Here is a 23,066-nt window from a genome sequence, read left to right on the forward strand (position 1 = left end):
CCCCTTCATCAAGTGGACGATCACCGTGCTTGCCGCCCTGCTTCTCGCTTCGATAGTCGCATCGCCCAATATGCCTGACGTCAAGCTCAGTGCCGCGACGGTGGATGAACTCCAGACCGATTTCGAACGGGCCGTACCGTGCCATCAGATCGATGGACGCAATGTTTGGAAGGGCGCGCTCGCGTTCTACATCCAGTCCTTCGTTTATGACGGCGATACGCCCGTTGCGACCGATGCGGCCGACGCAGTGCTTCCGGAAGACAACAGCGCCGAGACGGTGAAGGAGTTCGAAGACGCCTGCTCGGCCTCGCAAGCGACTTAAGTCTCTCCGCGAAGAGAGCCGCGATTCGTTCGAATCACGCGCGCGACCGGCCTGCCCGGCGCTGTTTTGGGACGCAACCGTCGCCGAAAACCGCCCCGCTCCCGCAAAAGTGACCAATCGCCCCCCACAGAAGCAGCCAATTGCCTGAATTCACGGAATTTTAGGCACTTGCGGAACACATATGGAACAGATAGTGTCTGTTCTTGATTTGTTTCACGCCTCTGGAGCGACGTGCCATGCTGACCCGCAAGCAACAGGAATTGCTTCTGTTCATCCACGAACGCATGAAGGAGTCGGGCGTACCGCCGTCTTTCGATGAAATGAAGGATGCGCTCGACCTGGCGTCGAAGTCCGGCATTCACCGTTTGATCACGGCGCTCGAAGAGCGCGGGTTCATTCGCCGGTTGCCGAACCGGGCGCGCGCGCTCGAAGTCATCAAGCTTCCGGAAGCCTACGCCGCCGGCCAGCAACAGCCGCGCAGAGGCTTCTCGCCGAGCGTGATCGAGGGCAGCCTCGGAAAGCCGCCGGCCGCCGCTCCTGCCACGCCGAAGCCGGCGACGGTCGCCGAAAGCACGTCTGTTTCCGTCCCGGTGATGGGCCGCATCGCTGCCGGCGTGCCGATCTCGGCGATCCAGAACAACACCCATGACATTACCGTTCCGCTCGACATGATCGGCAGCGGCGAGCATTACGCCCTCGAAGTAAAGGGCGATTCGATGATCGAGGCCGGCATCTTCGATGGCGACACGGTGATCATCCGCAACGGCAACTCGGCCAATCCCGGCGACATCATCGTGGCGCTCGTGGACGACGAGGAAGCGACGCTGAAGCGCTTCCGTCGCAAGGGCGCGTCGATTGCGCTCGAAGCGGCCAACCCCGCCTACGAGACGCGCATTTTCGGACCGGATCGCGTGAAAATCCAGGGCAAGCTCGTCGGGCTGATCCGCCGCTACCATTGAATTCCAGGCAGAACGCCGAATCAAAAGAGCCTCGCCACTGAAAGTGGCGAGGCTCTTTCCATTTAAGGCGACCTGAAATCCAGATCGCTTATTCGTGGATCGTGTATTCGCCGAGTTCGCAGAGATCCTGCGTGTCCTCGGTCGTATCGAGGGCCGAGCCTTCCTCGAATTCGAATCGCATGTCGTATTTGCAGACGTCCCGCCCGTCGGCAATGGTGATCTCCATGCTCTCGCCGGGGTTCAGGACCTGCCGACCGAAAACATCGTCTTCCCATTCATTGACGCCGACCGGCGACGTATAGAAATTCGTCAGTACCGCGCCGGTGTTGTTCTTCAGCTGGAAAACCAGGTCGTCCGCGCGCGCCTCCATAGCGGTCGCCGCAAAACACGCCAACGCCGTCAGGATCAGTCTCTTTTTCATTGATGCCATTGCCTCCGTTCTTAATGTTGACGGACGCTACCGATGCGGTTGATCTCAGCGGAGTCATCGTTCCCCCTCTACCGAATTCACCGAAGCGATAAGATCCGACGGAGGCATAGGAGACGTGGCTTGCGCGGACGTGTCGCGAATTTTACCGCGCTGCCCTAAGGCAGAACGCCAAACCAAATTTAACGAGGTGAGATTTTTGGAGGCCTCGCCCGGAATTGAACCGGGGTACAAGGATTTGCAGTCCTCTGCGTCACCACTCCGCCACGAGGCCTCACAGCTCGGATAACCAAGCGTTGGCGCGGATTTAGAATGATTGCAGAAAAACCGCAAGAGGCATTTTCTGAAAAACGCGCCGTCGAATTGCAGGACGGATACTTTCCACAGAACGATCGACGATGTCCGCCGAGCGTCTCCCAGCTGATCTCAGCACCAGGGCGTCGGGCGCCCTTCCCACGGCCGCACGAGCCCCTCGGAAACGAGTACACGTCCAAGAGATTGGTCACCGCGGGTGACCAGGCGCAGTTTCTCGCCGGCCTTGGCATCTGATCGCCCTCCCGCCGAGATCAGCCTGAAGTCGCCTGCATTCAGCAATTCGCGCAGGCGCTGCTTGGCGTAGAAGCCGCGCGAACGCTCCTTGTCGCAGCTTGCCTGGCGGATTCGCGGTGCATCGACATCGGCGACGCGGATCGTCTCGCCATGGAAGACGAAGGTCGCGCCATCGATCACGCAGTTGTCGTTGCGAATGCCGCAAAAATAGAACTGATCGGTACGGATGGATGCCGTCTTCACCTCTTCATTCGGCCGCACGAGAGGGGTTGGCGGCGTGACGCCGACATTCACCGACGGCACCGGGGCGGCCAGGACAACCTTCGTCGCCGGGTTGGGCTTCGGATTTGGTTTGTGCCTATCCGCCTGCTGCGCAACGCGCTCCTGCGCTTCAGGAACCGCGCGCTGAGGCTTCGGCTTCGTTTCCGATCGCGATGCAAAGGCCATGACATCGGAAACCACCGGCCAGTGCCGCAACTCGGCGCGATGGTCGTGGGCCATGACGCCGCCAAGGGTGAGCGCTGCGGCCAGATACCACGGCGCCATGCCGCCCTGTTTGCTGGTGCTTCGGCCCGAACTGCGGCGTCGACGTTTCGTAGTGGCTTTGGCCATCGGTCCCCATCCTGATTCGAGACCGCATTATGCGTTTGATGGGTTGCCGAAAAGTTTTCGAGGGCACCCCAACAGAGGGGAAGACCGCGAGGAACCGGTCATTCGCCTGCGCGGCCACGGCCCTTGTTGAGAGATTCGGAATTGCTACGGGACGGCCGCGAGGAACCGAAAACTGCCGACCGCCCTGCCCTCGACAACAAGATCGTTAAATCGGCGTCCGCCTCAGGAGCCGTTCGAGGAGTTGGCCTTCCCGCGCCAGCGCGCCCACCAGACGGCCAGACGACGACGGCGGCGGCGAACCGAGGGAATGTCGTGGGAAAGCACGATCAGGCCCAACGGTATCATCCAGAAGCCCAGCACGGGCAAGAAACCGAGAAAACCACAAAACACCAGCAGCGAACCCAGCAGGATCCGCAGCAGGGGCGAGTCGGGCAACGCGATACGCCATTTTCCCAGCACGACTTGTCGTGTTTGCGGATCAATGCCGAAATGCGTCTGCTTCCTGTTTTTATTCATCATTCCCTATCCGGCGTGTTTTCCCACAATTGGGGACTTCTCCACAGCCTCGCAACGGAACTTGTCATTTTTTTTGAAAAAAGCGCTTGGCAAATCAGAAAAGCATGCGTATTAGCAGCCTCACTTCTGAAGCGCACAGCACAACAGCGGCGCGGATGATCCCTGGTAGCTCAGCGGTAGAGCATTCGACTGTTAATCGACAGGTCGCCGGTTCGAATCCGGCCCGGGGAGCCACTTTCTAAAAGAGCCATTTGCAGCGATGCGAATGGCTTTTTTTCATTTTGCACCTATGTTCTCCAAGTGATCAATCCCCAACCCCCCGATGGTTCTTTATGACAAAGGCCGCGGCGCCGCCCATCATCGTCTGGTTCCGCAAGGATCTCCGCCTGGCCGACAATCGCGCCCTCTCGGCTGCCGCCGGCGAGGCAGCCGTCATTCCCCTCTATATTCGCGAACCCGCCGACAGCGGCAACGGTCCGCTCGGGGCGGCGCAGGCGTGGTGGCTGCACCATTCGCTCGAGGCCTTGGGCGCAAGTCTCGCGCGGCACGCTTCTCGCCTCGTTCTTCGATCAGGCGCGCCGCTTGACGTGATTGTCGAGATTGCGCGCGCAAGCGGTGCGGAGCGCATCTACTGGAACCGGCGCTACGACCCGAACGGCATCGCCACGGATACCGCGCTCAAGAAGGCGCTGGCCGAGCGGGGAATCATCGCGGAGAGCTTTGCAGGACAATTGCTGCATGAGCCCATGCGGCTGCTGACGACGACGGGCGGCCCCTACCGCGTGTTCACGCCGTTCTGGCGCGCGCTCGAACTGAAAAACGAGCCAGCACCGCCGATCGACCGGCCGCACCATATCGCAGCCCCGGGAGCATGGCCGCGATCGGAACGCCTTGACGACTGGTCGCTGCTGCCGACGAAACCGGACTGGGCGGCGACATTCAGCGAGGTCTGGACGCCGGGCGAAGACGGTGCGGCCACCCGTCTCGAAGAATTCGTCGATGAGAAGCTCGACGCCTACAAACGCTGCCGCGACATTCCCGACGCGGATGGCACATCCCTGCTCTCGCCTCATCTCGCCTTTGGCGAAATTTCGCCGGCGCAGGCCTGGCATGCGGCAGCTGGGCCCCAGGCCGATAGCGGCGAAGGGGCGGCCACCTTCCGCAAGGAACTCGCCTGGCGCGAATTCTCCTATCATCTGCTGTTTCATTATCCTGAGCTTGGCCGCCGCAACCTCGACCGTCGATTCGACCGCTTCCACTGGCTGAACGACGAGGACGATTTTACTCGATGGACCAGAGGGCTCACCGGATACCCGATCGTCGATGCCGGCATGCGCCAGCTATGGCGCCACGGCTACATGCACAATCGCGTTCGCATGATTGTCGCCTCCTTTCTCATCAAGGACCTGCTCGTCGACTGGCGCAAGGGAGAAGCCTGGTTCCGTGACACGCTGGTCGACGCGGATCCGGCCAACAATGCCGCAAGCTGGCAATGGGTCGCCGGATCGGGCGCGGACGCCGCACCGTTCTTCCGCATCTTCAACCCGCTCCTGCAAGGGGAGAAATTCGATCCCGACGGTCTCTATGTGAAGCGCTTCGTGCCAGAGCTGGAGCGCCTCCACCCGCGCTATGTCCATCGCCCCTTTGCAGCGCCCGCCACGACCCTTGCCGAAGCCGGCATCGAACTCGGCACGACCTACCCGAAACCGATCGTCGACCATGCCCTTGCCCGCGATCGGGCACTGGCAGCCTTCCGGCAGATCACAAGCGCACCGGGAGTTTCCGAGGAGACGTAGAGCCTCCGGTAGAATTCCTCAGTTGGCGTCTCGCCCGATTGCGGCTAGGCTCACGTTACGGATGCAACAGCTGAGGGGGTGGTGTATGCGTAACCTGGAAGCCGATTTTGCTGCATTTGCCGGTGCGGTGGAGCTATCTTCCGAAAATCTGGCGACGGCCGTGCGGGAATTTCCGCTCAAGGCGCGCATGGTGCTTGGCGCCCTGGTGCACCTTCAGGTGGGAACGTTGATGCTCGCCACGCCAGACGGCCGCAGGCTGGTGATCAAAGGCGCCAGGGCCGGCCCCAGCGCCATCCTCAACCTCAACAACTGGAACCTGCCGCAGCGTGCTATCTCGGGCGGCACCATCGGGGCTGCGGAAAGCTACATCGACGGCGACTGGGACAGTCCCGATGTCGGCGCCTTTCTCGAACTGTTCCTCGTCAACGCCGAAATCGGCAGGAATTTTCCGAACCGTGCGCGCGGGCTCCTGCGCCTTTTCGACAAGTTCCTGCACTGGCGCAATGCCAACACCCACTCCGGCGCGCGCCGCAACATCTCGGCCCATTACGACCTCGGCAACGCCTTCTACAGCGAATGGCTGGATCCGAGCATGACCTATTCGTCTGCGCTTTATGCAACGGGCGCCAATGATCTGCGCTCAGCGCAGAAAGCCAAATACCGCGCGCTCGCGGAAGCGACGAACCTGCGCACCGGCGATCATGTGCTTGAGATCGGCTGCGGCTGGGGCGGCTTTGCCGAATTTGCGGCAACGGAAATCGGCTGCAAGATCACCGGGCTGACGATCAGCCGCGAGCAACTGGCCTTCGCACGCGAACGCATGCAGCGTGCGGGCCTTGCCGACCGGGTCGAATTGAAGTTCCAGGACTATCGTGAAGAAAGGGGTACCTATGACCGCATCGTCTCGATCGAGATGTTCGAGGCCGTCGGCGAAAAATTCTGGGCAACCTATTTCTCGCAGCTGAAGCGGTGCCTGAAACCCGGGGGCAAGGCCGGACTGCAGATCATCACGATCAAGCCCGAATCCTACGAGGAGTATCGTTCCAATCCGGATTTCATCCAGAAATACGTCTTCCCGGGCGGCATGCTGCCAACGCGCGAGCATCTGGTCGAGCTTGGCCGCAATGTCGGCCTGCAGATGATCAACGACTTCGGCTTTGGCGTCGACTATGCCCGCACACTCGGCGAATGGCGGGAGCGGTTCTGGGCGGTCTGGAACAGGATCGAGCCGCTCGGCTTCGACCTGCGCTTCAAGCGGCTGTGGGAGTTCTACTTCTACTACTGCGAGGCCGGGTTCCGTGCCCGCAACATCGACGTCCGGCAGATCGTCTTCGAGTGAAGCGCACGGCGCGTCTTTACCGCGTCACCCGTAGCGCTTAAGAGGCGGTCGATCCAAGTTTCTGTTCAAAGGTACAGCATGCGTCTTGCATGGTTTTTCCTCGCGCTCGCCATCGCGACCGAAGTGGTGGGCCTGACGGTGATGAAGGCCGCTTCCGAAAGCGGCTCCTATCTCGGCCACATCGTCATGTATGTCTCGATCGCACTCTCCTACGTCTTCCTGGCAAAGGCGGTGAAGACGATATCGGTCGGCGTCGCCTATGCGATCTGGGAAGGTTCGGGCGTCGCCATCATCACCCTGGTTTCGGTTTTCGTCTTCGGCCATGTGCTGACCGGACGCGAAATGCTCGGGCTTTCGATGGCGATCGTCGGCATCCTGCTCGTCAATGCCGGCGAGTATCATGACGAGGACGAGGCAGCGCGTGAAGGAGCCGCCGATGAGCGCGCCTAGCATCTACTTCGTTCTCGCGGTCGTGGCCGGCATCCTCGATATTGCGGCCAACCTCGCCTCGACGAAATCGGAAGGGTTCGCCCGCCGCGGCTGGGGCATCCTTTCGATTCTGCTAGTGCTCGCCGCCTTTGCCTTCCTGGCGGAAGCCATCAAGGGCATGGAGCTCGCCATCGCCTATGCCGTACTTGGCGCAACCGGGATCTTCGGGACGGCCATCTGCGGCCGCTTCCTGTTCGGTCAGAAGCTGAAGCCGATCGGCTGGGTCGGACTGGCGCTCATCTTCGGCGCGGTGCTGGTGCTTCACACCGCCTGACGCGGGCGCCCGCCGGGTCCGGCGCGCTTCTGTCCTTCCATGGCCTCCGTCTTGCCGCGGGTCAGCCAGTTCAGCAGGCGGAAATAGAGGCTGTAGGGCAGCAGGTCCATGAGCTTCACCGCGTAGGCAAACCGGCGTGGGAAGGCAATTTCGAACCTTCGCGACTTCAGGCCGGCAACGATGCGCCTTGCCGCCTCTTCACTGTTCACCGGCGCCGGTCGCAGAAAGCGAATGCGCGCGGTCCCGGGCGTATCGACGAAGCCGGGGCTGATGATCTGCAGCCGGACGCCGAGCCGGTCGAGATCGAACTTCAGGCTTTCCGCCATATTGATCAGCGCGGCCTTGGTGGCGCCATAGGCGGCACTGGTCGGCAGTCCGCCGTAGCCGGCCACCGACGAGACGATGGCGATGTGTCCGTACCCCTGCGTCTTCATGTGGTCCACCGCCGGCAAGAGACAGTTGACGACGCCGTTGAGGTTGACGGCAAAGCTCTTCTCGAAGGCCTCGCGGTGAAGCTCGTCTCCGCGCACCGGCAGCGCGACCCCGGCGTTCAGCACCACGAGTGAAAGGTGCCCGTGATCATATTCGATCGCCGCCATCACCCGCTCCATGTCGGCAGGGTCGGTGACATCGCCGTCGAGCACGGTGATCCGCCCTTCGCTTGCTGCTTCATGCTGCAGGTCCACGAGCCTGTCGTGGTTTCTCGCCGTCACGACGACGGAATAGCCTTCCCGCACCAGCGCGAGCGCCAGTGCCCGCCCGGTTCCCGAGCTTGCGCCCGTCACCCAAGCCAGTTTCTGTTCCGATTTCGTAGATTGAATACTCATCACTCACTCCTCGGCACGCGCCGGGAAACACGTACGCCCTTGCCCGACCCTTCTTCGCGGCAGCGCTCCTTGCCGCCGGCTCTCGCAGTCCCTGGAGACGATTTTTGTTCGGGACAGAGCGACGGCGAAACGCTATTTCTTGCCTGAAGTGCAGGCTGAGCCGAAAACACGCCAACATTTCGGCGGTCCCGGAACGTTGTCGATATTCGCTGGCCGCCGTTCGCTTTTACCTGGTACGTGCCGCCTTACCGCGGTGCCTGTCCTCAAACACGAGGTTCTGAAAATGGCCATTCTCCCGTCCGTGCTCGAAGCAATCGGAAACACGCCTCTGATCCGGCTGAAATCCGTATCCGACGCGACAGGCTGCACGATCCTCGGCAAGGCCGAGTTTCTGAACCCCGGACAATCGGTGAAGGACCGCGCGGCGCTCTGGATCATTCGCCATGCGGAGCGCACCGGCCAGTTGCGGCCGGGCGGTGTCATCGTCGAAGGTACGGCCGGCAATACCGGCATCGGCCTGGCGCTGGTCGGCCAGGCGCTCGGCTACCGCACCGTCATCGTCATTCCGGAAACCCAGAGCCAGGAAAAGAAGGACGCCCTGCGGCTGCTCGGCGCCGAGCTGGTCGAAGTACCGGCCGTTCCCTACAAGAACCCCAACAACTACGTGAAGATCTCCGGCCGCCTCGCCGAGCAACTGGCCAAGACCGAGCCAAACGGGGCGATCTGGGCCAACCAGTTCGACAACGTCGCCAACCGTGACGCCCATGTGGAGTCCACGGCGCCCGAGATCTGGCGCGACACGGACGGCAAGGTCGACGGCTTCATCTGCGCCGTCGGCTCCGGCGGCACGCTGGCCGGCGTCGCCCAGGGCCTCAGAGCCAAAAACCCCGCGGTCAAGATCGGCCTGGCGGACCCGCAAGGTGCGGCCCTCTACAATTTCTACGCCAATGGCGAACTGAGATCCGAAGGAAGCTCGATCACCGAGGGCATCGGCCAGGGCCGAATCACCGCCAATCTGGAAGGCTTCACACCCGACTTCTCGTACCAGATTCCCGATTCGGAAGCCGTGCCTTACGTCTTCGACCTGATCGAACGGGAAGGCATTTGCGTGGGTGGCTCGACGGGCATCAACATCGCCGGGGCCGTGCGGCTCGCCAAGGACCTCGGGCCGGGACATACGATCGTGACGATCCTGTGCGACTATGGTAACCGCTATCAGTCGAAGCTCTTCAACCCGGACTTCCTCGCCTCCAAGGGGCTGCCGGTGCCGACGTGGTTGAAGACGGCTTCCAACATTGCAGTGCCATACGAATCAGTTGGATAGGAATGCGATGACCAGGACCGTGACTGCCCTCTTCCGTGACGACTTCTACCTCTCGACATGTGAGGCCAGCGTCACCGGAATCCTCGAAGATGGCGGGATCGAGCTTGATCAGACCTGCTTCTATGCCACCTCCGGCGGCCAGCCTGGCGATGCGGGCTTTCTGGAGCGCGCCGATGGCAGCCGCATCGACATCGCGGTCGCCCGCCATGGGGAGACCAAGGATATCATCATCCATGTGCCAGCCGAGGGCCAGCCGGCGCCCGAGATCGGCGAGAAGCTGGTTCTGCACATCGACTGGCCGCGCCGCTACCGGCTGATGCGCATGCACACGGCCTGCCATCTGCTTTCGGTCGTCTGCCCCTTCCCGATCACCGGAGCGTCGGTCGGCGAGGACGAGAGCCGTGTCGATTTCGACATGAACGAGACGATCGACCGGGACGAGGTCACAACAGCACTGATGAAGCTCGTCGACGAAAACCACCCCGTTTACGTCCAGTGGATCACCGATGACGAGCTGGCCGCCAACCCCGGCATCGTCAAGTCGAAGAATGTTCGCCCGCCGATCGGCCTTGGGCGCGTCAGCCTTGTCTGCATCGGCGAGAACTCGGCGGTCGACAGCCAGCCCTGCGGCGGTACGCATGTGTCGGAGACGCAGGAAGTCGGCGCCATCCACATCGCCAAGATCGAGAAAAAGGGTAAGGAGAACCGCCGGTTCCGTATCCGCTTCGGCAGCGCCGAAGACCGCGCATCAGTTTGAGTAAGGAGTTGCGATCGTGACCAACAACAAGAGCGCCTTTGTCGTTTCCGCCGATTGGCTGCAGGAGCGCCTCGGCGATCCCTCGATCCGGATCCTGGACGCCTCGTGGTACCTGCCGGCACAGAAGCGCAACCCGAAGGCGGAATACGACGCCGGCCACATTCCCGGTGCTGTCTTCTTCGACCAGGACGCCATTGCCGACCATACGAGCGGCCTGCCGCATACGCTGCCTTCGCCGGAAGCCTTTGCTGAAGCCGTCGGCACGCTTGGCGTCAGCGAGACGGATACGATCGTCGTCTATGACGGCCCGGGCATCATGACGGCGCCGCGCGTCTGGTGGGAACTGCGCATCATGGGTGCCAAGAATGTCTATGTGCTGGATGGCGGCATGGACGGCTGGAACCGGGAAGGCCGACCCGTCAGCACGGATGTCCCCTCGCCCAAGCCGGCCACGTTCAAGCCGAGCTTTACGCCCACCGCCGTTACCTCCTTGGCCGGAATGAAGCAGATCGTCGCCGACGGCGCGATCCAGATCGCCGATGCCCGTGGCGCCCCGCGTTTTTATGGCGAGGAAGCCGAGCCGCGTGCCGGCCTTCGTTCCGGTCACATGCCCGGCGCCCACAGCCTTCCTTCCGGCGTCTTTTCGGAAAACGGGAAGCTCAAGGATCTTGAGAGCCTCCGCCAGACCTTCGCAGCGGCCGGCGTCGATCTTTCGAAGCCCGTGGTCACGACCTGCGGATCGGGCGTAACTGCCGCCATCATCACCCTGGCGCTACAGTCGCTCGGCCACACCGACAACACGCTCTATGACGGATCCTGGTCGGAATGGGGTGGCCGCACCGACACCGCCGTCGTCACAGGTCGCGAGTGACGCCATGCGCCCTCCGAAGCTCGCCTCACTGACGGCGCACGTCACCGAACTCGAAATGACCGCTCCGCCGAAGCAGAGCCTGCCGATGCCGGTCAATATCCAGACGGCGATCCTGCGCGTCTCCGACATTCCGCTCGGCTACTATCGGTTTCTCTATCTGCGCGTCGGACGTCGCTGGCACTGGACCGAACGGCTGCGGATGAGCGACGAGGATCTGGCAGCACTGCTTGGCGACAAGCGGAGGAGCGTGACGGTTCTTTACGTCAACGGCGCGCCGGCCGGATTCTTCGAACTGCATCAGGGCGACGACGATGTGGTCGAACTTGTGCATTTCGGGCTGATGGAACACGCACTCGGCCTCGGGCTCGGCAAATGGTTCCTGCTGCAGACGCTGTTTGCCGCCTGGGCGCTGAATCCGAGCAAGCTGAAGGTGACCACCAACAACCTCGACCATCCCCGCGCGCTGCAGCTCTATCAGCAATTCGGCTTCTCGCCAGTCGCGACCCGCGAGGCCACGGTCGAGCCTTTGACCGATGCCGAGCTTCTGAGCCTGGTGAAAAACCTCTGACGAACACCATCCGGCAAGTTCCGGGTGTCCCGATGGCTGCGGCCGGTGCACTCTCCTGATCGAACAATTCAAGCCGATCAAGGAGATACACGATGTCGCTGCGCTATATTCCGATGTCTGACGCGGAAGCCCGCCGGATGAGAGAGGGCGGGCTGGACGCGTATGGCAATGCGCCGGAGCGACAGATCTCCGATGGCGACGGCGTACCGTGCCGTCATTGCCTGGATTATGTCGAAGCCGGCGCGCCCTATTTGGTTTTCGCGCTTCGACCGTTTTCCTCATTGCAGCCTTATGCGGAAACCGGCCCGGTGTTCATGCACGCCGAGGCGTGCCCGGCGCATGATGGCGAAACCCTGCCGCCGATCCTGAGCTCGCGTGACAGCTATCTCCTGCGCGGCTACGGCCCCGACGAACGGATCGTCTATGGGACCGGTGACGTAATCGCCAGGGAACAGCTTGAAACTCGAGCGAATGAACTGCTGGCACAATCCGACATTTCAGCCGTCCATGTGCGCTCGACCAAGTACAGCTGCTACCAGTGCCGGATCGTCACCGCCTGACGCCTTCGTGGCAACCGGCCCGGCATCGCTGCCGGGCCGCTGGATCAATTCCGTCAGGCGACGTTCAGCACCGCTTCCGGCGCATAGGCATCATAGCCGAGTGCTTCAGCGACGGGTGCGTTTGTGACGCGACCGCGGTGCACGTTGAGGCCGGCGCGCAGATGCCGGTCTTCGGCAATCGCTTTCAGGCCCTTGTCGGCGAGTTGCAGACCATAATGCAGTGTCGCGTTGTTGAGCGCATGCGCCGAGGTCACCGGCACGGCACCCGGCATGTTCGCAACGCAGTAATGCACGATGCCGTCGACTTCATAGGTCGGATCGGAATGGGTCGTGGCATGCGAGGTTTCGAAGCAGCCGCCCTGGTCGATGGCGACATCGACGATGACAGCCCCCTTCTTCATGCCGGTCAGCATTTCGCGGGTCACAAGCTTTGGTGCTGCCGCCCCCGGGATGAGCACGGCGCCGATGACAAGATCGGCTGAAAACACTTCCTCTTCCAGCGCGTCAATGGTCGAATAGCGCGTGTGCACGCGGCCGGCAAAGAGATCGTCGAGCTGGCGCAGACGCGGGATCGAGCGATCGATGATGCTGACGTCAGCGCCAAGACCCGCCGCCATGCGGGCGGCATGCAGGCCGACGACACCGCCGCCGATGACGGTCACCTTGGCCGGCAGCACGCCCGGCACGCCGCCGAGCAGGATGCCGCGGCCGCCATTGGCCTTTTGCAGCGAGGTCGCACCGGCCTGGATCGCCAAGCGCCCGGCAACTTCCGACATCGGCGCAAGCAGCGGAAGGCCGCCGCGATCGTCGGTGACGGTTTCATAGGCAATCGCCGTGACGCCGGAATTCAACAGGCCCTTGGTCTGTTCCGGATCGGGCGCAAGATGCAGATAGGTATAGAGAATTTGGCCTTCGCGCAGTTGCGCCCATTCGGAGGGCTGCGGCTCCTTGACCTTGACGATCATGTCCGACTTTTCGAACACGTCCTTCGCCGTCGCGACGATTTTCGCGCCAGCGGCACGGTACGCATCGTCGTCCGCGCCGATCCCTGCCCCGGCCTTGGTCTCCACGATTACCTCGTGGCCATGGGCAACATATTCACGCACCGAGCCGGGCGTCAAGCCGACACGATATTCATGGTTTTTGATTTCCTTCGGGCAACCGACACGCATCCTTGCGTTCCTCTCCTGTTGGGCTTTGCGCCGCTTTTGATGAGGCAATCAGCAAAACACGCCGACAATCGAATGTCCTTGCAAAGACGAAAGACAGCGCGCATTGATTTCGAAGAATGTTGCGACAATGGGCGCAGGATTGAGGGAAATCACGAATGAGCGAACTTGATGCCATCGATCATGCGATTCTGCGCATTCTTCAGCAGAACGGCCGGATCTCGAATGCCGACCTCGCAGCGAAGGTCGGACTCTCTCCGTCCGCCTGTTCTCGGCGCGTCGACATCCTGGAAAAATCGGGAACGATCGCCGGCTATCATGCGCGGATCGCCCACAAGGCGCTCGACTACCAGATCATGGTCATCGTGCATATTTCGCTCTCGGGGCAGTTCGCAAAGACGCTCGCCGAATTCGAGGCAGCGGTAAAGCTCTGTCCGAACGTGCTTGTCTGCTACCTGATGTCGGGAGAATATGACTACATCCTGCGGGTCGCGGCCAAGGATCTGCAAGACTACGAACGCATTCACCGTGACTGGCTTTCGGCCTTGCCCCATGTGGTGAAGATCAATTCCAGCTTCTCGCTGCGCGAAATCATCGATCGGCCCAATGTCGGCATCTGAAAGCGGCCGAAAACCTATCGGCCGACGACGCAATTGCGGCCGCGTCCCTTGGCGGCGTAGAGCCTCAGATCGGCCTGCGCCAGTAAATCCTCGACAGAGACCCCATCGGTAGGCGTCGAAGAAAGCCCGATACTCGCCGTAACCGAGCGACCGTCCGGCGTCGCAATCTGATCTGAGATCGCAATCCGGATCTCCTCGGCGCGGCGCAGCGCATCGGCATGCATCATTGCCGGACACAGGATCACGAATTCCTCGCCGCCATAGCGAAACAGCCGGTCGACCGGGCGCAATTTCGACTTCACCGTTTCCACCAGACGCTGCAACACACGGTCCCCTTCCAGGTGGCCAAATCGATCGTTCACACCCTTGAAGTGGTCGACGTCGATGATCATCAGCGTCACGGCTGCGTTTTCGGCGCTCGCGGCGCGCAGCATTGCCGGTGCCTCGGCCTCGAACCGGCTACGGTCGAGCGAGCCCGTCAGCGTGTCCTGCCCGGAGCGCGACAAGAGGTCCTCGTAGCGCTCACGGAAGGTCAGCGTGTTGAAGATGTCGCCAAGCGGCCGGTCCGACATGGCAAGCGACGGGTGGCGCGAGAGGTTGAGATAAAGCCCGACGGCAATGGCATAGAAGGGTGCTGCCAGCATTTTCGCCATCCAGCCGCCCCAGAAGACCTCGGCCGGCGCGCCGTTCCACCAGCGCAGCGCCGCATAGAAGGCGGCCTGATCGAAGGTGAGCACCACGAAACCGCAGATGAGGAAACGGACGGTCACGAAGTGACGCAACCACCGCCCGAGGCGCTCATAGAGCAGGATGATCATCAGCGCATCGAAGTAGAGGATCGTCGTTCCCCAGACCATCAGCCACCCCATCTCGTCGATGAAGGCGAGGTCGGCGGAGCGCTCCGCCACGATCGACACCGTATCGTGCTGCCGCAGCAGAAGGCTGAGCGCCACCGTCAGGAAATTGCCGGCGAGCAGACCATAGATCGGCTGGCGCACCGTTGCTGCGTCCTCCTTCACATAGAGGAGGAGGATCATCATCAGCTTGCCGGAGAACAGCACGGCCGATCCGGGCGAAATCACGCCGAACGGCAGTTGCACATAAAAGACCGCGGCAAGATAGGTCTCGATGAAGTGCATGACGCCGAGGGCCGCGACAAAGACCCCGAGACCCAACCGGGCACGAAGGTGCAAAAGCCCGATCATCGCCGTGACGTAGACCAGTGCCTCGCCGACGAAGAGAATAAGGTTGGCGTTTGGCATGTGCTTGAGAAGGTTCCGTTTCCTCAAGCACCGTTAACCAGGAAACTTGAAGAAAACTTTACCGGGTGTCCGCTGTTGCTCGACCTTTCAGTGCGAAAATCTGCCGCTTTCGGAAACGCCAGCTTTCCGGCATATTCAGCGCCAACCCACCGTCGTTCGCCCGCCAGCGAACAAAACCCCCAATTGTATTCCTTTTCCATGAAGACCCGCATTCTTGATCAATGGAGGACCGCATGACATCGATGACTTCCCCGCTTAACCTCACGCGCCGCTCGCTTCTTGCGGGGGCCGCAGCCTCCTCGGCACTCGTCATCTTGCATCCATTCTCGGTTCGCGCTGCCGCCAACCAGGCGCATCTTAGGATCATGGAAACGACGGACCTGCACGTCCACGTCTTCCCCTACGACTATTACGGCGACAAGCCGAACGACACGGTCGGCCTTGCGCGCACCGCCTCCATCATCGACGCCATCCGCGCCGAAGCGACCAACTCCATCCTCGTGGACAACGGCGACTTCCTGCAGGGCAACCCGATGGGCGACTACATCGCCTATCAGCGTGGCATGAAGGACGGCGATCTCCACCCGATCGTCGCGGCCATGAACGTGCTCGGCTATGACTGTGGCACGCTCGGCAACCACGAATTCAACTATGGCCTGGACTTCATGTTCAAGGTGCTGAACGGGGCGAAGTTCCCGCTCGTCTGCGCCAACCTGACGAAGGGAGCGCTTGCCGCCAGTGCGCGGGAGGATGAGCTGTTCCTGAAGCCCTATGTCATCCTCGACCGCAAGGTGAAGGACGGTTCCGGCCAGGAGCATCAGATCCGCATCGGTCTCATCGGCTTCGTACCGCCGCAGATCATGACCTGGGACGCCAAGCACCTGGAGGGCAAGGCCAATGCCCGCGACATCGTCAAGGCGGCGGAAGCCTGGGTGCCGCAGATGCGCGAGGAAGGCGCCGACATCGTCGTGGCGCTCTCCCACTCCGGCATTGGCCAGGAAGCCTATGCGGAGAACCTCGAGAACGCATCCGTTCCGCTCGCCGCGATCGAAGGCATCGATGCGATCGTCACCGGTCACAGCCATCTCGATTTTCCTGGGCCGAAGTTCGACGGCGTTGGCGGCGTCGACAACAAAAAGGGCCTGATCTCCGGCAAGCCCGGCGTCATGGGCGGCTTCTGGGGTTCGCATCTCGGCCTGATCGACCTCTTGATCGAGCGTGAGGGTGGCGCCTGGCGCGTCGTCAACTCGACAAGCGAAGCGCGGCCGATCTATCGGCGCGTTGAAAAGAAAGTCGTGGCTGAAGTCGCCGATCGAAAAGACGTTCTGGCCGCCGCACAAAAGGACCACGAGGCGACGCTTGCCTATGTGCGCACACCCGTCGGCAAGACCAGCGCGCCGCTCTATTCCTACTTCGCCCTGGTTGCCGACGACCCGTCGGTCCAGATCGTCAGCCAGGCGCAGACCTGGTACATCAAGGACATGCTGAAGGACACCGAGCACCGCGACCTGCCGGTGCTTTCGGCCGCGGCCCCCTTCAAGGCCGGCGGCCGCGGCGGCGCCGATTACTACACAGACGTCCCGGCCGGCGACATCGCGATCAAGAACGTCGCCGATCTCTACCTTTATCCGAACACGGTGCAGGCCGTGGTCATAACAGGCGAACAGGTGCGCAACTGGCTGGAAATGTCGGCCGGCATCTTCAACGAGGTCAAGCCGGGGGCTTCCGACGCGCCGCTGATCAATGGTGGCTTCCCGTCCTACAATTTCGACGTCATCGATGGGGTCACCTATCAAATCGACCTTTCCGTACCGCCGAAGTTCGACAAGGACGGCAACACGATCAACGCCGCCTCGAACCGCATCAAGAACCTGCAGTTCAATGGACAAGCGATTGATCCGGCGCAGAAATTCGTCGTCGCCACCAACAACTACCGGGCCGGCGGCGGCGGCAACTTCCCCGACATCACCGCCGACAAGGTGGTGTTCGTGGCTCCCGACACCAACCGCGATGTGGTGGTGCGCTACATCATCGACCAGGGCACGATCAATCCGTCGGCCGACGCCAACTGGACCTTCGTTCCGCTCGCCGGGACGAGCGTGACATTTGACAGTGGACCGAAGGCACGGCAGTTCCTGGCACAGGTGAAGGGCGTGACGATCGAGGACGCTGGCGACGCCGCCGAAGGTTTTGCGCGCTTCCGCATTAAGCTCTGAGCCCCCAACCGATCAGTGTGGGCTGCCGCTTGCGGCCGCCCACACACTTGGCGCGCAGTCGACCAGCCGGCTGAACCGCCGACACAAGTCCACGGCATTCCTACCGCAAGACATGAGCTTCGACAGGCAAGCTTATGTTTACATTAGATTATCTTGAAGAGACAGGCCGGCTCAGACCTGGCGCGACGAGGCGACGTCGGAAAACAGCGACGGGCCAGTCTGGTCGATGATCTGGCGCCCCTTGCGCAGCGCCGCGTCGATCGCGTCCTGCTCGGACGTGAAGAGATCGGCACGGATGAAGCTGCGAACCTTGGCGCCGCCTTCGGCCGAGGCCTTCTCGATGTTACCCGCCAGACGGTACTGCGAGCCCTCGCGCATCGGTGTCGCACGGATGGTGCAATCCGCATAGGCCTCGGATTTCCCCGGTGCTGCCTGCGCCTGGTCTTCGGAGTTGCCGGATCGGCCGAACAATTTCGAGAAAAACGATGCCATGCCCAAGACTTAGACGCCGCGGCCGACACTGTCAAAGCCTAAGTGCCGATAATTGACCGCGACGCCCACTCCCGTCAGATGATGAGGTTGGAAAGGATCTCGTTCTCGGTAATGTCCTGGTAGCGCAGCCCCGCGGCGTCGAAGCGAGCCTTCAGCACCGGGAAATTCTCGGCATGTTTCGTCTCGATGCCGATCAGGATGGAACCGAAGTTGCGCGCTGACTTCTTCAGATATTCGAAGCGCGAGATATCGTCCTCGTCGCCGAGCAGGTTGAGGAAGTCGCGGAGCGCGCCCGGCCGCTGTGCCATGCGCAGGATGAAGTACTTCTTGAGGCCGGCGTGGCGCATCGCCCGCTCCTTGACGTCAGGCAGGCGCTCGAAATCAAAGTTGCCGCCGGAAACGACCGCGACCACCGTCTTGCCCGCAAGCGTCTCCGGTCCCAGCGCTTCCAGCGCCGAGATCGAAAGAGCGCCAGCCGGCTCAAGCACGACGCCTTCGACATTCAGCATGTCGATGATCGTCTGGCAGATCGCGTTCTCCGACAGCAACATGACCTGGTCAGGCGAGAAACGCCGAAGTGCCGCAAAATTGAGGTCGCCGATGCGCCCAACCGCGGCACCGTCGACGAAGTTGTCGACCTGATCGAGGGTCACGACGCTGCCGGTTTCCAGGCTTTCGCGCAGGCTCGGCGCACCCGACGGCTCGCAGAAGATGAAGTGATCGGCTGCAACCTTATCCTTGAGGTAGCCGGTGACGCCGGCGGCAAGACCGCCACCGCCAACCGGCAGCACGACGAGATCCGGAACCACCTCTTCCGGCAGTTGCCAGGCAATTTCCGCCGCGACGCTTGCCTGTCCCTCGATGATGTCGGCGTGGTCGAAAGGCGGCACCATGACACCGCCGATTGCGTCCACGTGATCGCGGGCCGCCTTGTAGCACTGGTCGAAGATATCGCCGACCAGCTTGATGGTGATGAACTCGCCGCCGAACATCCTGGTCTTGTCGATCTTCTGCTGCGGCGTCGTCACCGGCATGAACACGACACCCGGAACGCCGAAATGGCGGCAGACGAAGGCGAAGCCCTGGGCATGGTTGCCGGCCGAGGCGCAGACGAAGGTCTTACCCGAGGCGCCGGCACCGATCGCCTTGCGGAAGAAGTTGAAGGCGCCCCTGATCTTATAGGAGCGAACCGGCGAAAGATCCTCGCGCTTCAGATAAATATTCGCACCGTAGCGTGCGCTCAAATGCTCGTTGAGCTGCAGCGGCGTCGGCGGGAAGATCTCCCGCAAGGCTTCGGTTGCGGTTTCGACATCCTGCTTCATCACGTGCGGTCTTCCGTTGAGTTGGTCGCTGGCCGTCGCTATTGCACATCGCAACGCCCGAAGCCATGGCTTTGACTCGAATCGGGCCGACGTTGAAAATGACGCACTGACCGTTCCACCGGCACGGCCACACTGTTCTTCCGGGAAATAAACGCTTGAACGCAACCCTGATCCGGCATGCCGTGCACATTTCGGCGATCCTCGGCATATATCTTGCCTGCGCCATGTTGGTGCCGGCGATGGTCGATCTCTATTACGGCCATTCGGATTGGCAGATCTTTGCCGCTTCGGCGTTCATGGTCGGCGGCCTTTCGCTTGCGACCTTCATGGCGACGCGCATGGGCCCGCCGCCCTTCTCCAAGAAGTTCGGCTTTGTTCTCGTCAATATGCTGTGGGCCGTGTTCTCGGTTGTCGGCGCGATCCCGCTCTGGCTGTCATCGATGAAGCTCGATTTTGCCCAGGCACTGTTCGAATCCGTCTCGGCCATCACGACGACCGGTGCGACAGTGATCGTCGGTCTGGACGATGCGCCGCCCGGGCTCCTCCTCTGGCGGTCACTTTTGTGCTGGCTCGGCGGCATCGGCATCGTCGTGCTCGGCCTGTTCATCATCCCCTATCTCAGGGTCGGCGGCATGTCGTTCTTCAAGATGGAATCCTCCGACACCGGTGACAAACCATTTGCCCGGCTCGCGAGCTTCAGCCGCGCTTTCCTCGCGATCTATGTCGTCATCACGCTTCTCTGCACGATCGGCTATTTCCTGACGGGCATGAACCGCTTCGATGCGATCAACCACGCGATGTCGACGGTGGCGACGGGTGGCTTTTCCACCCATGACGCATCCTTCGCCTATTTCGGCAGCATTCCGCTGCTCTGGACCGCCACCTTCTTTATGGCGCTCTGCAGCCTGCCCTTCTCGATCCTGATCGTGCTGGTCGCCCGTGGCAGGCTGGATGCGCTGCGCGACCCGCAGATCATCGTGTTCCTCGGCTATCTCTCGGCCTTCTCGATTGCCGTTGCCGTCTATCATCGGCTCGCCAATGGCGTGGAATTCCATCTGGCGCTGGCACACTCCTTCTTCAACATCACCTCTATCCTCTCGACCAGCGGCTATGCCAGCCAGGACTACAGCCTCTGGGGACCCTTCGTCGTCATCGCAGCCTTCATCGCCACCTTCATGGGCGGTTGCTCCGGCTCGACCGCCGGTGGCATCAAGGCCTATCGCTTCATCGTGCTCTTCAATGCGATCCGGTCGGGTTTGAACAAGATCGTCTACCCCAATGCGATCTATGCGGTGCGCTATGGCGGCAACACCGTCGACGCGGACACGCAGCGCTCCATCTTCCTGTTCTTCATCACCTATATGCTGCTCTGGGTGCTCGGCAGTCTCGCCATGGGCGCGCTCGGCTACGATCTGGTCACCGCCACCTCGGCCGTCATTACCTGCCTTTCCAATGTCGGCCCGGGCCTTGGTCCGATCATCGGGCCGGCCGGCAACTTCTCGACGCTCGGCGATCCCGAACTCTATCTGCTGTCGCTGATGATGCTGCTCGGTCGTCTCGAAGTGCTGACCGTGCTGGTAATCCTGACGCCGGTCTTCTGGAAGCATTGACCATTCGCCTGGCGGCCCTATCGTCTTGACTCGGTGCAGCAGATGCCGAAAGTCGGTCGAAACCGGCGATGGGGGAACGTCATGGTGAAACATATACGTCGTCTGGCGATGCTGACCGCCGCCGTGACGCTTTCGGCTGGTCTCGCGGCCCATGCAGGCCCGCTTGCCGACGCGGCGGTGCAGGCCGAAAAGCTCGCGGCTTCCGGCGACGCGGCGAAAGCCCATGACCTGCTCCGCCAGGCGATGAGCGACTTTTCGCAAACGTTGCCGCTGGCGATCGGCAAGGCGGTTTTCGTGACCAAGGCGCCGACTGGCTACGCCATGTACGATCCGCGCGAGGGCGCAGTCTTCAAGGAGGGAGAGTCGCTGATCTCCTATATCGAGCCGATCGGCCTCACCTGGAAGGATTCGGCAACGAAAGGCCAACTCGAAAGCCACTTCACCGTTGATTTCGATATTCTCAATCCGAAGGGCGACGTGCTCGCCGGCCAGAAGGCGTTCGGCGATTTCACCTTCACCGGCCACCTCAGAAACCAGGAAATCTATTCGACGCTGACCATCGACGTTTCCGGCGCGCCTGCCGGCGACTATGTGCTGCGCTTCCACTTCAATGACGTCAACAGCGGCAAAAGTGCCAGCGTCGACCAACCCTTCAAGATTGCCGGACCGTAATATTATGCCCCATACTGTAACGACCGTCGGCTTCGATGCCGACGATACACTCTGGCAGAACGAGCAGTTCTTCCGGCTGACGGAAGCGCGCTTCGCCGAGCTTCTGAGGCCGCACACCGACACCGAACATCTCTCCGACCGGCTGCTTGCCGCAGAGAAGCGCAACCTTGGGCTCTACGGCTTCGGCATTAAGGGCTTCGTGCTCTCCATGGTCGAAACCGCCGTTGACGTTACCGGTGGCAAAGTCCCCTCCTCGGTCATCGCAGAAATCCTCGCCGTTGGGCGCGACATGCTCGTGCACCCGGTCGAGCCGCTGCCGCATGTCAAGGAAACCCTCGAGGCGCTTCACGGCCATTTTCGACTTGTCATGATCACCAAGGGCGATCTCTTCGACCAGGAGCGCAAGCTCGCCGCCTCCGGCCTTGGCGACTACTTCAACGCCGTCGAGATCGTCAGCGACAAGACCGTCGCCACCTACGAGCGCATCTTCAAACGCCACGGCGACGGAGCGCTGAAAAGCATGATGGTCGGCAATTCGCTGAAGTCGGATATCGTGCCTGCACTCGGTGCCGGAAGCTGGGGTGTCTATGTCCCGCACGCGCTCACCTGGTCGTTCGAACACCACGATAAGCCGGAGGACCATCCGCGTTTTCGCGAGATTGCGGATCTCGGCGGGTTGGCCACGGTCCTTGAGCGCTTGACACTGAAGGCTTGACTGTCGTCCGCAAGCGCCAAGTCGATTGAAACTATAAGATGATTCGTATCGATGATACACGAGTCAGCTTATCGTCCCCATGGTGGCTTAGATGAGGGGAACCAATGTTGGCGCTTGTTTTCGGCGGTTCTGTTGTTTCCCGCACCCGCCATCTACTCGTTCAATTCGGGCTGGCCGTTTGTCGACGCGTTTATCGTCTACGGCCTTGGGGCACTGATTGCCGCGGCCGTCTTCTACTTCATGAAGACGAGAGAACAGCGCGCCTAAGCGCGTTGTCCACCCCGAAACCCCCGATCACCCTTGACTGTTTGACCTGAGTGTTTGATCTAGGCTGTATGCGGGCGTGGCGAAACTGGTAGACGCAAGAGACTTAAAATCTCTCGGCCTTGGCTGTGCGGGTTCGATCCCCGCCGCCCGCACCAGGCAATCGGTTTTCAAGGATCAACAGGATAGGCGCATCCGACGCTCTCAGGAGAGCGAGACGTTGCGCCGGCGAGACTGGCCGCTCAGTTGTTGTAGTAATAACAATCGCATTCCGCCTGGTAGGCGTCGTCGTGCCAGACGCGGACGGCGAGTTTCGTTGCGCATCCCTGGTTTTCCAGCCTGAGGCCGAGAAGCGAGACCGCTGCCGCCTTGGAATTGGGGGCGTCCACCTCGATTGCCGATCCGACCTGGTGGACACCCTGCCGCGGGGTCCAGGTGAAGATCTGAACGCTGTAGTGCATCGAATATCCTCCGTGGAGAGATGGTGTGCACGCAATACTAAACGCTATGTGTTCGCAATGAGCCGGTCGCCTT

Annotated in this window: 27 protein-coding genes and 3 tRNA genes; 19 read left to right on the forward strand and 11 right to left on the reverse strand. The window is 61.5% G+C overall.

Features of this window, described 5'->3' with window-relative positions; all coding sequences use genetic code 11:
• Positions 1-25: 25 nt before the first annotated feature.
• On the forward strand, positions 26-322 hold the full coding sequence (locus tag BLU15_RS11690; RefSeq protein WP_034791202.1) for a hypothetical protein: 297 nt from the start codon (positions 26-28) through the stop codon (positions 320-322).
• Between the two features lie 236 nt (positions 323-558).
• Positions 559-1,281, forward strand: coding sequence for a transcriptional repressor LexA (lexA, locus tag BLU15_RS11695; RefSeq protein ID WP_090295533.1), 723 nt, complete (start codon positions 559-561; stop codon positions 1,279-1,281).
• Positions 1,282-1,369: 88 nt separating this feature from the next.
• On the opposite strand, the gene BLU15_RS11700 is transcribed toward lexA, so the two are convergent.
• From BLU15_RS11700 to BLU15_RS11715, 4 genes are all read right to left on the reverse strand, one after another.
• Complete coding sequence (locus BLU15_RS11700) at positions 1,370-1,711, reverse strand: hypothetical protein (RefSeq protein WP_034791197.1); 342 nt, start codon at positions 1,709-1,711, stop codon at positions 1,370-1,372.
• A 197-nt stretch (positions 1,712-1,908) separates the two neighbouring features.
• Positions 1,909-1,982: transfer RNA gene (locus BLU15_RS11705), tRNA-Cys, on the reverse strand.
• Between the two features lie 152 nt (positions 1,983-2,134).
• Entirely contained in the window at positions 2,135-2,869 is a 735-nt protein-coding gene (locus BLU15_RS11710; RefSeq protein ID WP_090295536.1) for a thermonuclease family protein, read from the reverse strand.
• Between the two features lie 222 nt (positions 2,870-3,091).
• The gene (locus BLU15_RS11715; RefSeq protein WP_090295787.1) at positions 3,092-3,385 is read right to left on the reverse strand and encodes a hypothetical protein; all 294 of its coding nucleotides are present in this window, start codon (positions 3,383-3,385) and stop codon (positions 3,092-3,094) included.
• A 159-nt stretch (positions 3,386-3,544) separates the two neighbouring features.
• On the opposite strand from BLU15_RS11715, the gene BLU15_RS11720 reads away from it, so the two are divergent.
• From BLU15_RS11720 to BLU15_RS11740, 5 genes are all read left to right on the forward strand, one after another.
• Positions 3,545-3,619 (forward strand) — tRNA-Asn (locus BLU15_RS11720).
• A 98-nt stretch (positions 3,620-3,717) separates the two neighbouring features.
• Complete coding sequence (locus tag BLU15_RS11725; protein ID WP_090295538.1) at positions 3,718-5,181, forward strand: cryptochrome/photolyase family protein; 1,464 nt, start codon at positions 3,718-3,720, stop codon at positions 5,179-5,181.
• Positions 5,182-5,266: 85 nt separating this feature from the next.
• Positions 5,267-6,520: an SAM-dependent methyltransferase gene (locus tag BLU15_RS11730; protein WP_090295540.1), complete on the forward strand. Its 1,254-nt coding sequence runs from the start codon at positions 5,267-5,269 to the stop codon at positions 6,518-6,520.
• A 78-nt stretch (positions 6,521-6,598) separates the two neighbouring features.
• Positions 6,599-6,970 (forward strand): SMR family transporter, encoded by a 372-nt coding sequence (locus BLU15_RS11735; protein WP_060517105.1) that lies wholly within the window; start codon positions 6,599-6,601, stop codon positions 6,968-6,970.
• Positions 6,957-7,283, forward strand: coding sequence for an SMR family transporter (locus BLU15_RS11740; protein ID WP_034791131.1), 327 nt, complete (start codon positions 6,957-6,959; stop codon positions 7,281-7,283). Before BLU15_RS11735 ends, BLU15_RS11740 begins: the two co-directional genes overlap by 14 nt.
• Here BLU15_RS11740 and BLU15_RS11745 read toward each other — a convergent pair.
• Positions 7,271-8,110, reverse strand: a complete 840-nt coding sequence (locus BLU15_RS11745) for an SDR family NAD(P)-dependent oxidoreductase (protein ID WP_090295543.1) — start codon at positions 8,108-8,110, stop codon at positions 7,271-7,273. The two genes, BLU15_RS11740 and BLU15_RS11745, sit on opposite strands and share 13 nt — an antisense overlap.
• A 283-nt stretch (positions 8,111-8,393) precedes the next feature.
• On the opposite strand from BLU15_RS11745, the gene BLU15_RS11750 reads away from it, so the two are divergent.
• From BLU15_RS11750 to BLU15_RS11765, 5 genes are all read left to right on the forward strand, one after another.
• Entirely contained in the window at positions 8,394-9,434 is a 1,041-nt protein-coding gene (locus tag BLU15_RS11750) for a cysteine synthase A (RefSeq protein ID WP_090295546.1), read from the forward strand.
• A gap of 7 nt (positions 9,435-9,441) precedes the next feature.
• Positions 9,442-10,191, forward strand: a complete 750-nt coding sequence (locus tag BLU15_RS11755) for an alanyl-tRNA editing protein (RefSeq protein ID WP_090295547.1) — start codon at positions 9,442-9,444, stop codon at positions 10,189-10,191.
• Positions 10,192-10,207: 16 nt separating this feature from the next.
• A complete protein-coding gene (sseA, locus tag BLU15_RS39970) occupies positions 10,208-11,062 on the forward strand; it encodes a 3-mercaptopyruvate sulfurtransferase (protein ID WP_244546735.1) in 855 nt (284 codons plus the stop codon).
• A 4-nt stretch (positions 11,063-11,066) separates the two neighbouring features.
• Entirely contained in the window at positions 11,067-11,630 is a 564-nt protein-coding gene (locus tag BLU15_RS39975; protein ID WP_034791121.1) for a GNAT family N-acetyltransferase, read from the forward strand.
• Between the two features lie 92 nt (positions 11,631-11,722).
• Positions 11,723-12,190: a DUF1203 domain-containing protein gene (locus tag BLU15_RS11765; RefSeq protein WP_090295550.1), complete on the forward strand. Its 468-nt coding sequence runs from the start codon at positions 11,723-11,725 to the stop codon at positions 12,188-12,190.
• A gap of 53 nt (positions 12,191-12,243) precedes the next feature.
• Here the strand turns inward: BLU15_RS11765 and ald are convergent, their stop codons facing one another.
• Positions 12,244-13,362, reverse strand: a complete 1,119-nt coding sequence (ald, locus tag BLU15_RS11770) for an alanine dehydrogenase (protein ID WP_034791117.1) — start codon at positions 13,360-13,362, stop codon at positions 12,244-12,246.
• Between the two features lie 155 nt (positions 13,363-13,517).
• Here ald and BLU15_RS11775 point away from each other — a divergent pair, with 155 nt between their 5' ends.
• Positions 13,518-13,979: an Lrp/AsnC family transcriptional regulator gene (locus BLU15_RS11775; protein WP_034791115.1), complete on the forward strand. Its 462-nt coding sequence runs from the start codon at positions 13,518-13,520 to the stop codon at positions 13,977-13,979.
• Between the two features lie 14 nt (positions 13,980-13,993).
• Here BLU15_RS11775 and BLU15_RS11780 read toward each other — a convergent pair whose 3' ends face one another.
• Together BLU15_RS11780 and BLU15_RS39515 are read right to left on the reverse strand one after the other, a co-directional pair.
• Positions 13,994-15,241 carry a GGDEF domain-containing protein gene (locus BLU15_RS11780; RefSeq protein WP_176960284.1) on the reverse strand — a complete coding sequence of 416 codons (1,248 nt, stop codon included), beginning with the start codon at positions 15,239-15,241 and terminating at the stop codon, positions 13,994-13,996.
• A 23-nt stretch (positions 15,242-15,264) separates the two neighbouring features.
• The gene (locus tag BLU15_RS39515; protein ID WP_156552957.1) at positions 15,265-15,441 is read right to left on the reverse strand and encodes a hypothetical protein; all 177 of its coding nucleotides are present in this window, start codon (positions 15,439-15,441) and stop codon (positions 15,265-15,267) included.
• A 42-nt stretch (positions 15,442-15,483) separates the two neighbouring features.
• Between BLU15_RS39515 and BLU15_RS11785 the strand changes: the two genes are divergently transcribed.
• On the forward strand, positions 15,484-17,457 hold the full coding sequence (locus tag BLU15_RS11785) for a bifunctional 2',3'-cyclic-nucleotide 2'-phosphodiesterase/3'-nucleotidase (RefSeq protein WP_090295792.1): 1,974 nt from the start codon (positions 15,484-15,486) through the stop codon (positions 17,455-17,457).
• A 171-nt stretch (positions 17,458-17,628) separates the two neighbouring features.
• Here the strand turns inward: BLU15_RS11785 and BLU15_RS11790 are convergent, their stop codons facing one another.
• Positions 17,629-17,949 carry an HlyU family transcriptional regulator gene (locus tag BLU15_RS11790; RefSeq protein WP_090295552.1) on the reverse strand — a complete coding sequence of 107 codons (321 nt, stop codon included), beginning with the start codon at positions 17,947-17,949 and terminating at the stop codon, positions 17,629-17,631.
• A 74-nt stretch (positions 17,950-18,023) separates the two neighbouring features.
• Positions 18,024-19,271, reverse strand: coding sequence for a threonine ammonia-lyase (gene ilvA, locus BLU15_RS11795; RefSeq protein ID WP_090295555.1), 1,248 nt, complete (start codon positions 19,269-19,271; stop codon positions 18,024-18,026).
• Between the two features lie 155 nt (positions 19,272-19,426).
• On the opposite strand from ilvA, the gene BLU15_RS11800 reads away from it, so the two are divergent.
• From BLU15_RS11800 to BLU15_RS11815, 5 genes are all read left to right on the forward strand, one after another.
• Positions 19,427-20,881 (forward strand): TrkH family potassium uptake protein, encoded by a 1,455-nt coding sequence (locus BLU15_RS11800; protein ID WP_034791099.1) that lies wholly within the window; start codon positions 19,427-19,429, stop codon positions 20,879-20,881.
• 81 nt (positions 20,882-20,962) lie between these two features.
• Positions 20,963-21,553 carry a hypothetical protein gene (locus BLU15_RS11805; RefSeq protein WP_034791097.1) on the forward strand — a complete coding sequence of 197 codons (591 nt, stop codon included), beginning with the start codon at positions 20,963-20,965 and terminating at the stop codon, positions 21,551-21,553.
• 4 nt (positions 21,554-21,557) lie between these two features.
• Positions 21,558-22,268, forward strand: coding sequence for an HAD family hydrolase (locus tag BLU15_RS11810; protein WP_210187439.1), 711 nt, complete (start codon positions 21,558-21,560; stop codon positions 22,266-22,268).
• Positions 22,269-22,400: 132 nt separating this feature from the next.
• Positions 22,401-22,535, forward strand: a complete 135-nt coding sequence (locus BLU15_RS40635) for a hypothetical protein (protein ID WP_255380875.1) — start codon at positions 22,401-22,403, stop codon at positions 22,533-22,535.
• A 70-nt stretch (positions 22,536-22,605) separates the two neighbouring features.
• A tRNA-Leu gene (locus BLU15_RS11815) sits at positions 22,606-22,690 on the forward strand.
• An 84-nt stretch (positions 22,691-22,774) separates the two neighbouring features.
• Here the strand turns inward: BLU15_RS11815 and BLU15_RS11820 are convergent.
• Complete coding sequence (locus tag BLU15_RS11820) at positions 22,775-22,993, reverse strand: hypothetical protein (protein WP_034791089.1); 219 nt, start codon at positions 22,991-22,993, stop codon at positions 22,775-22,777.
• Positions 22,994-23,066 lie beyond the last annotated feature (73 nt).

The organism is Ensifer sp. YR511 (assembly GCF_900103045.1).
GTDB lineage: Bacteria > Pseudomonadota > Alphaproteobacteria > Rhizobiales > Rhizobiaceae > Ensifer > Ensifer adhaerens.

Excerpts from the sequence above, each read along its gene's own strand:
- BLU15_RS11725 (WP_090295538.1), top strand. The coding sequence starts at position 3,718 with ATGACAAAGGCCGCGGCGCCGCCCATCATCGTCTGGTTCCGCAAGGAT.
- BLU15_RS11810 (WP_210187439.1), top strand. The coding sequence starts at position 21,558 with ATGCCCCATACTGTAACGACCGTCGGCTTCGATGCCGACGATACACTC.
- BLU15_RS11790 (WP_090295552.1), bottom strand. The coding sequence starts at position 17,949 with ATGGCATCGTTTTTCTCGAAATTGTTCGGCCGATCCGGCAACTCCGAA.
- ilvA (WP_090295555.1), bottom strand. The coding sequence starts at position 19,271 with ATGAAGCAGGATGTCGAAACCGCAACCGAAGCCTTGCGGGAGATCTTC.
- BLU15_RS11740 (WP_034791131.1), top strand. The coding sequence starts at position 6,957 with ATGAGCGCGCCTAGCATCTACTTCGTTCTCGCGGTCGTGGCCGGCATC.
- BLU15_RS11745 (WP_090295543.1), bottom strand. The coding sequence starts at position 8,110 with ATGAGTATTCAATCTACGAAATCGGAACAGAAACTGGCTTGGGTGACG.
- BLU15_RS11715 (WP_090295787.1), bottom strand. The coding sequence starts at position 3,385 with ATGAATAAAAACAGGAAGCAGACGCATTTCGGCATTGATCCGCAAACA.
- BLU15_RS11700 (WP_034791197.1), bottom strand. The coding sequence starts at position 1,711 with ATGGCATCAATGAAAAAGAGACTGATCCTGACGGCGTTGGCGTGTTTT.
- BLU15_RS11805 (WP_034791097.1), top strand. The coding sequence starts at position 20,963 with ATGGTGAAACATATACGTCGTCTGGCGATGCTGACCGCCGCCGTGACG.
- BLU15_RS11765 (WP_090295550.1), top strand. The coding sequence starts at position 11,723 with ATGTCGCTGCGCTATATTCCGATGTCTGACGCGGAAGCCCGCCGGATG.
- BLU15_RS11710 (WP_090295536.1), bottom strand. The coding sequence starts at position 2,869 with ATGGCCAAAGCCACTACGAAACGTCGACGCCGCAGTTCGGGCCGAAGC.
- BLU15_RS39975 (WP_034791121.1), top strand. The coding sequence starts at position 11,067 with ATGCGCCCTCCGAAGCTCGCCTCACTGACGGCGCACGTCACCGAACTC.
- BLU15_RS11750 (WP_090295546.1), top strand. The coding sequence starts at position 8,394 with ATGGCCATTCTCCCGTCCGTGCTCGAAGCAATCGGAAACACGCCTCTG.
- ald (WP_034791117.1), bottom strand. The coding sequence starts at position 13,362 with ATGCGTGTCGGTTGCCCGAAGGAAATCAAAAACCATGAATATCGTGTC.
- BLU15_RS11780 (WP_176960284.1), bottom strand. The coding sequence starts at position 15,241 with ATGCCAAACGCCAACCTTATTCTCTTCGTCGGCGAGGCACTGGTCTAC.
- BLU15_RS39515 (WP_156552957.1), bottom strand. The coding sequence starts at position 15,441 with ATGGAAAAGGAATACAATTGGGGGTTTTGTTCGCTGGCGGGCGAACGA.
- BLU15_RS11735 (WP_060517105.1), top strand. The coding sequence starts at position 6,599 with ATGCGTCTTGCATGGTTTTTCCTCGCGCTCGCCATCGCGACCGAAGTG.
- lexA (WP_090295533.1), top strand. The coding sequence starts at position 559 with ATGCTGACCCGCAAGCAACAGGAATTGCTTCTGTTCATCCACGAACGC.
- BLU15_RS11775 (WP_034791115.1), top strand. The coding sequence starts at position 13,518 with ATGAGCGAACTTGATGCCATCGATCATGCGATTCTGCGCATTCTTCAG.
- BLU15_RS11755 (WP_090295547.1), top strand. The coding sequence starts at position 9,442 with ATGACCAGGACCGTGACTGCCCTCTTCCGTGACGACTTCTACCTCTCG.
- BLU15_RS11820 (WP_034791089.1), bottom strand. The coding sequence starts at position 22,993 with ATGCACTACAGCGTTCAGATCTTCACCTGGACCCCGCGGCAGGGTGTC.
- BLU15_RS11730 (WP_090295540.1), top strand. The coding sequence starts at position 5,267 with ATGCGTAACCTGGAAGCCGATTTTGCTGCATTTGCCGGTGCGGTGGAG.
- BLU15_RS11785 (WP_090295792.1), top strand. The coding sequence starts at position 15,484 with ATGACTTCCCCGCTTAACCTCACGCGCCGCTCGCTTCTTGCGGGGGCC.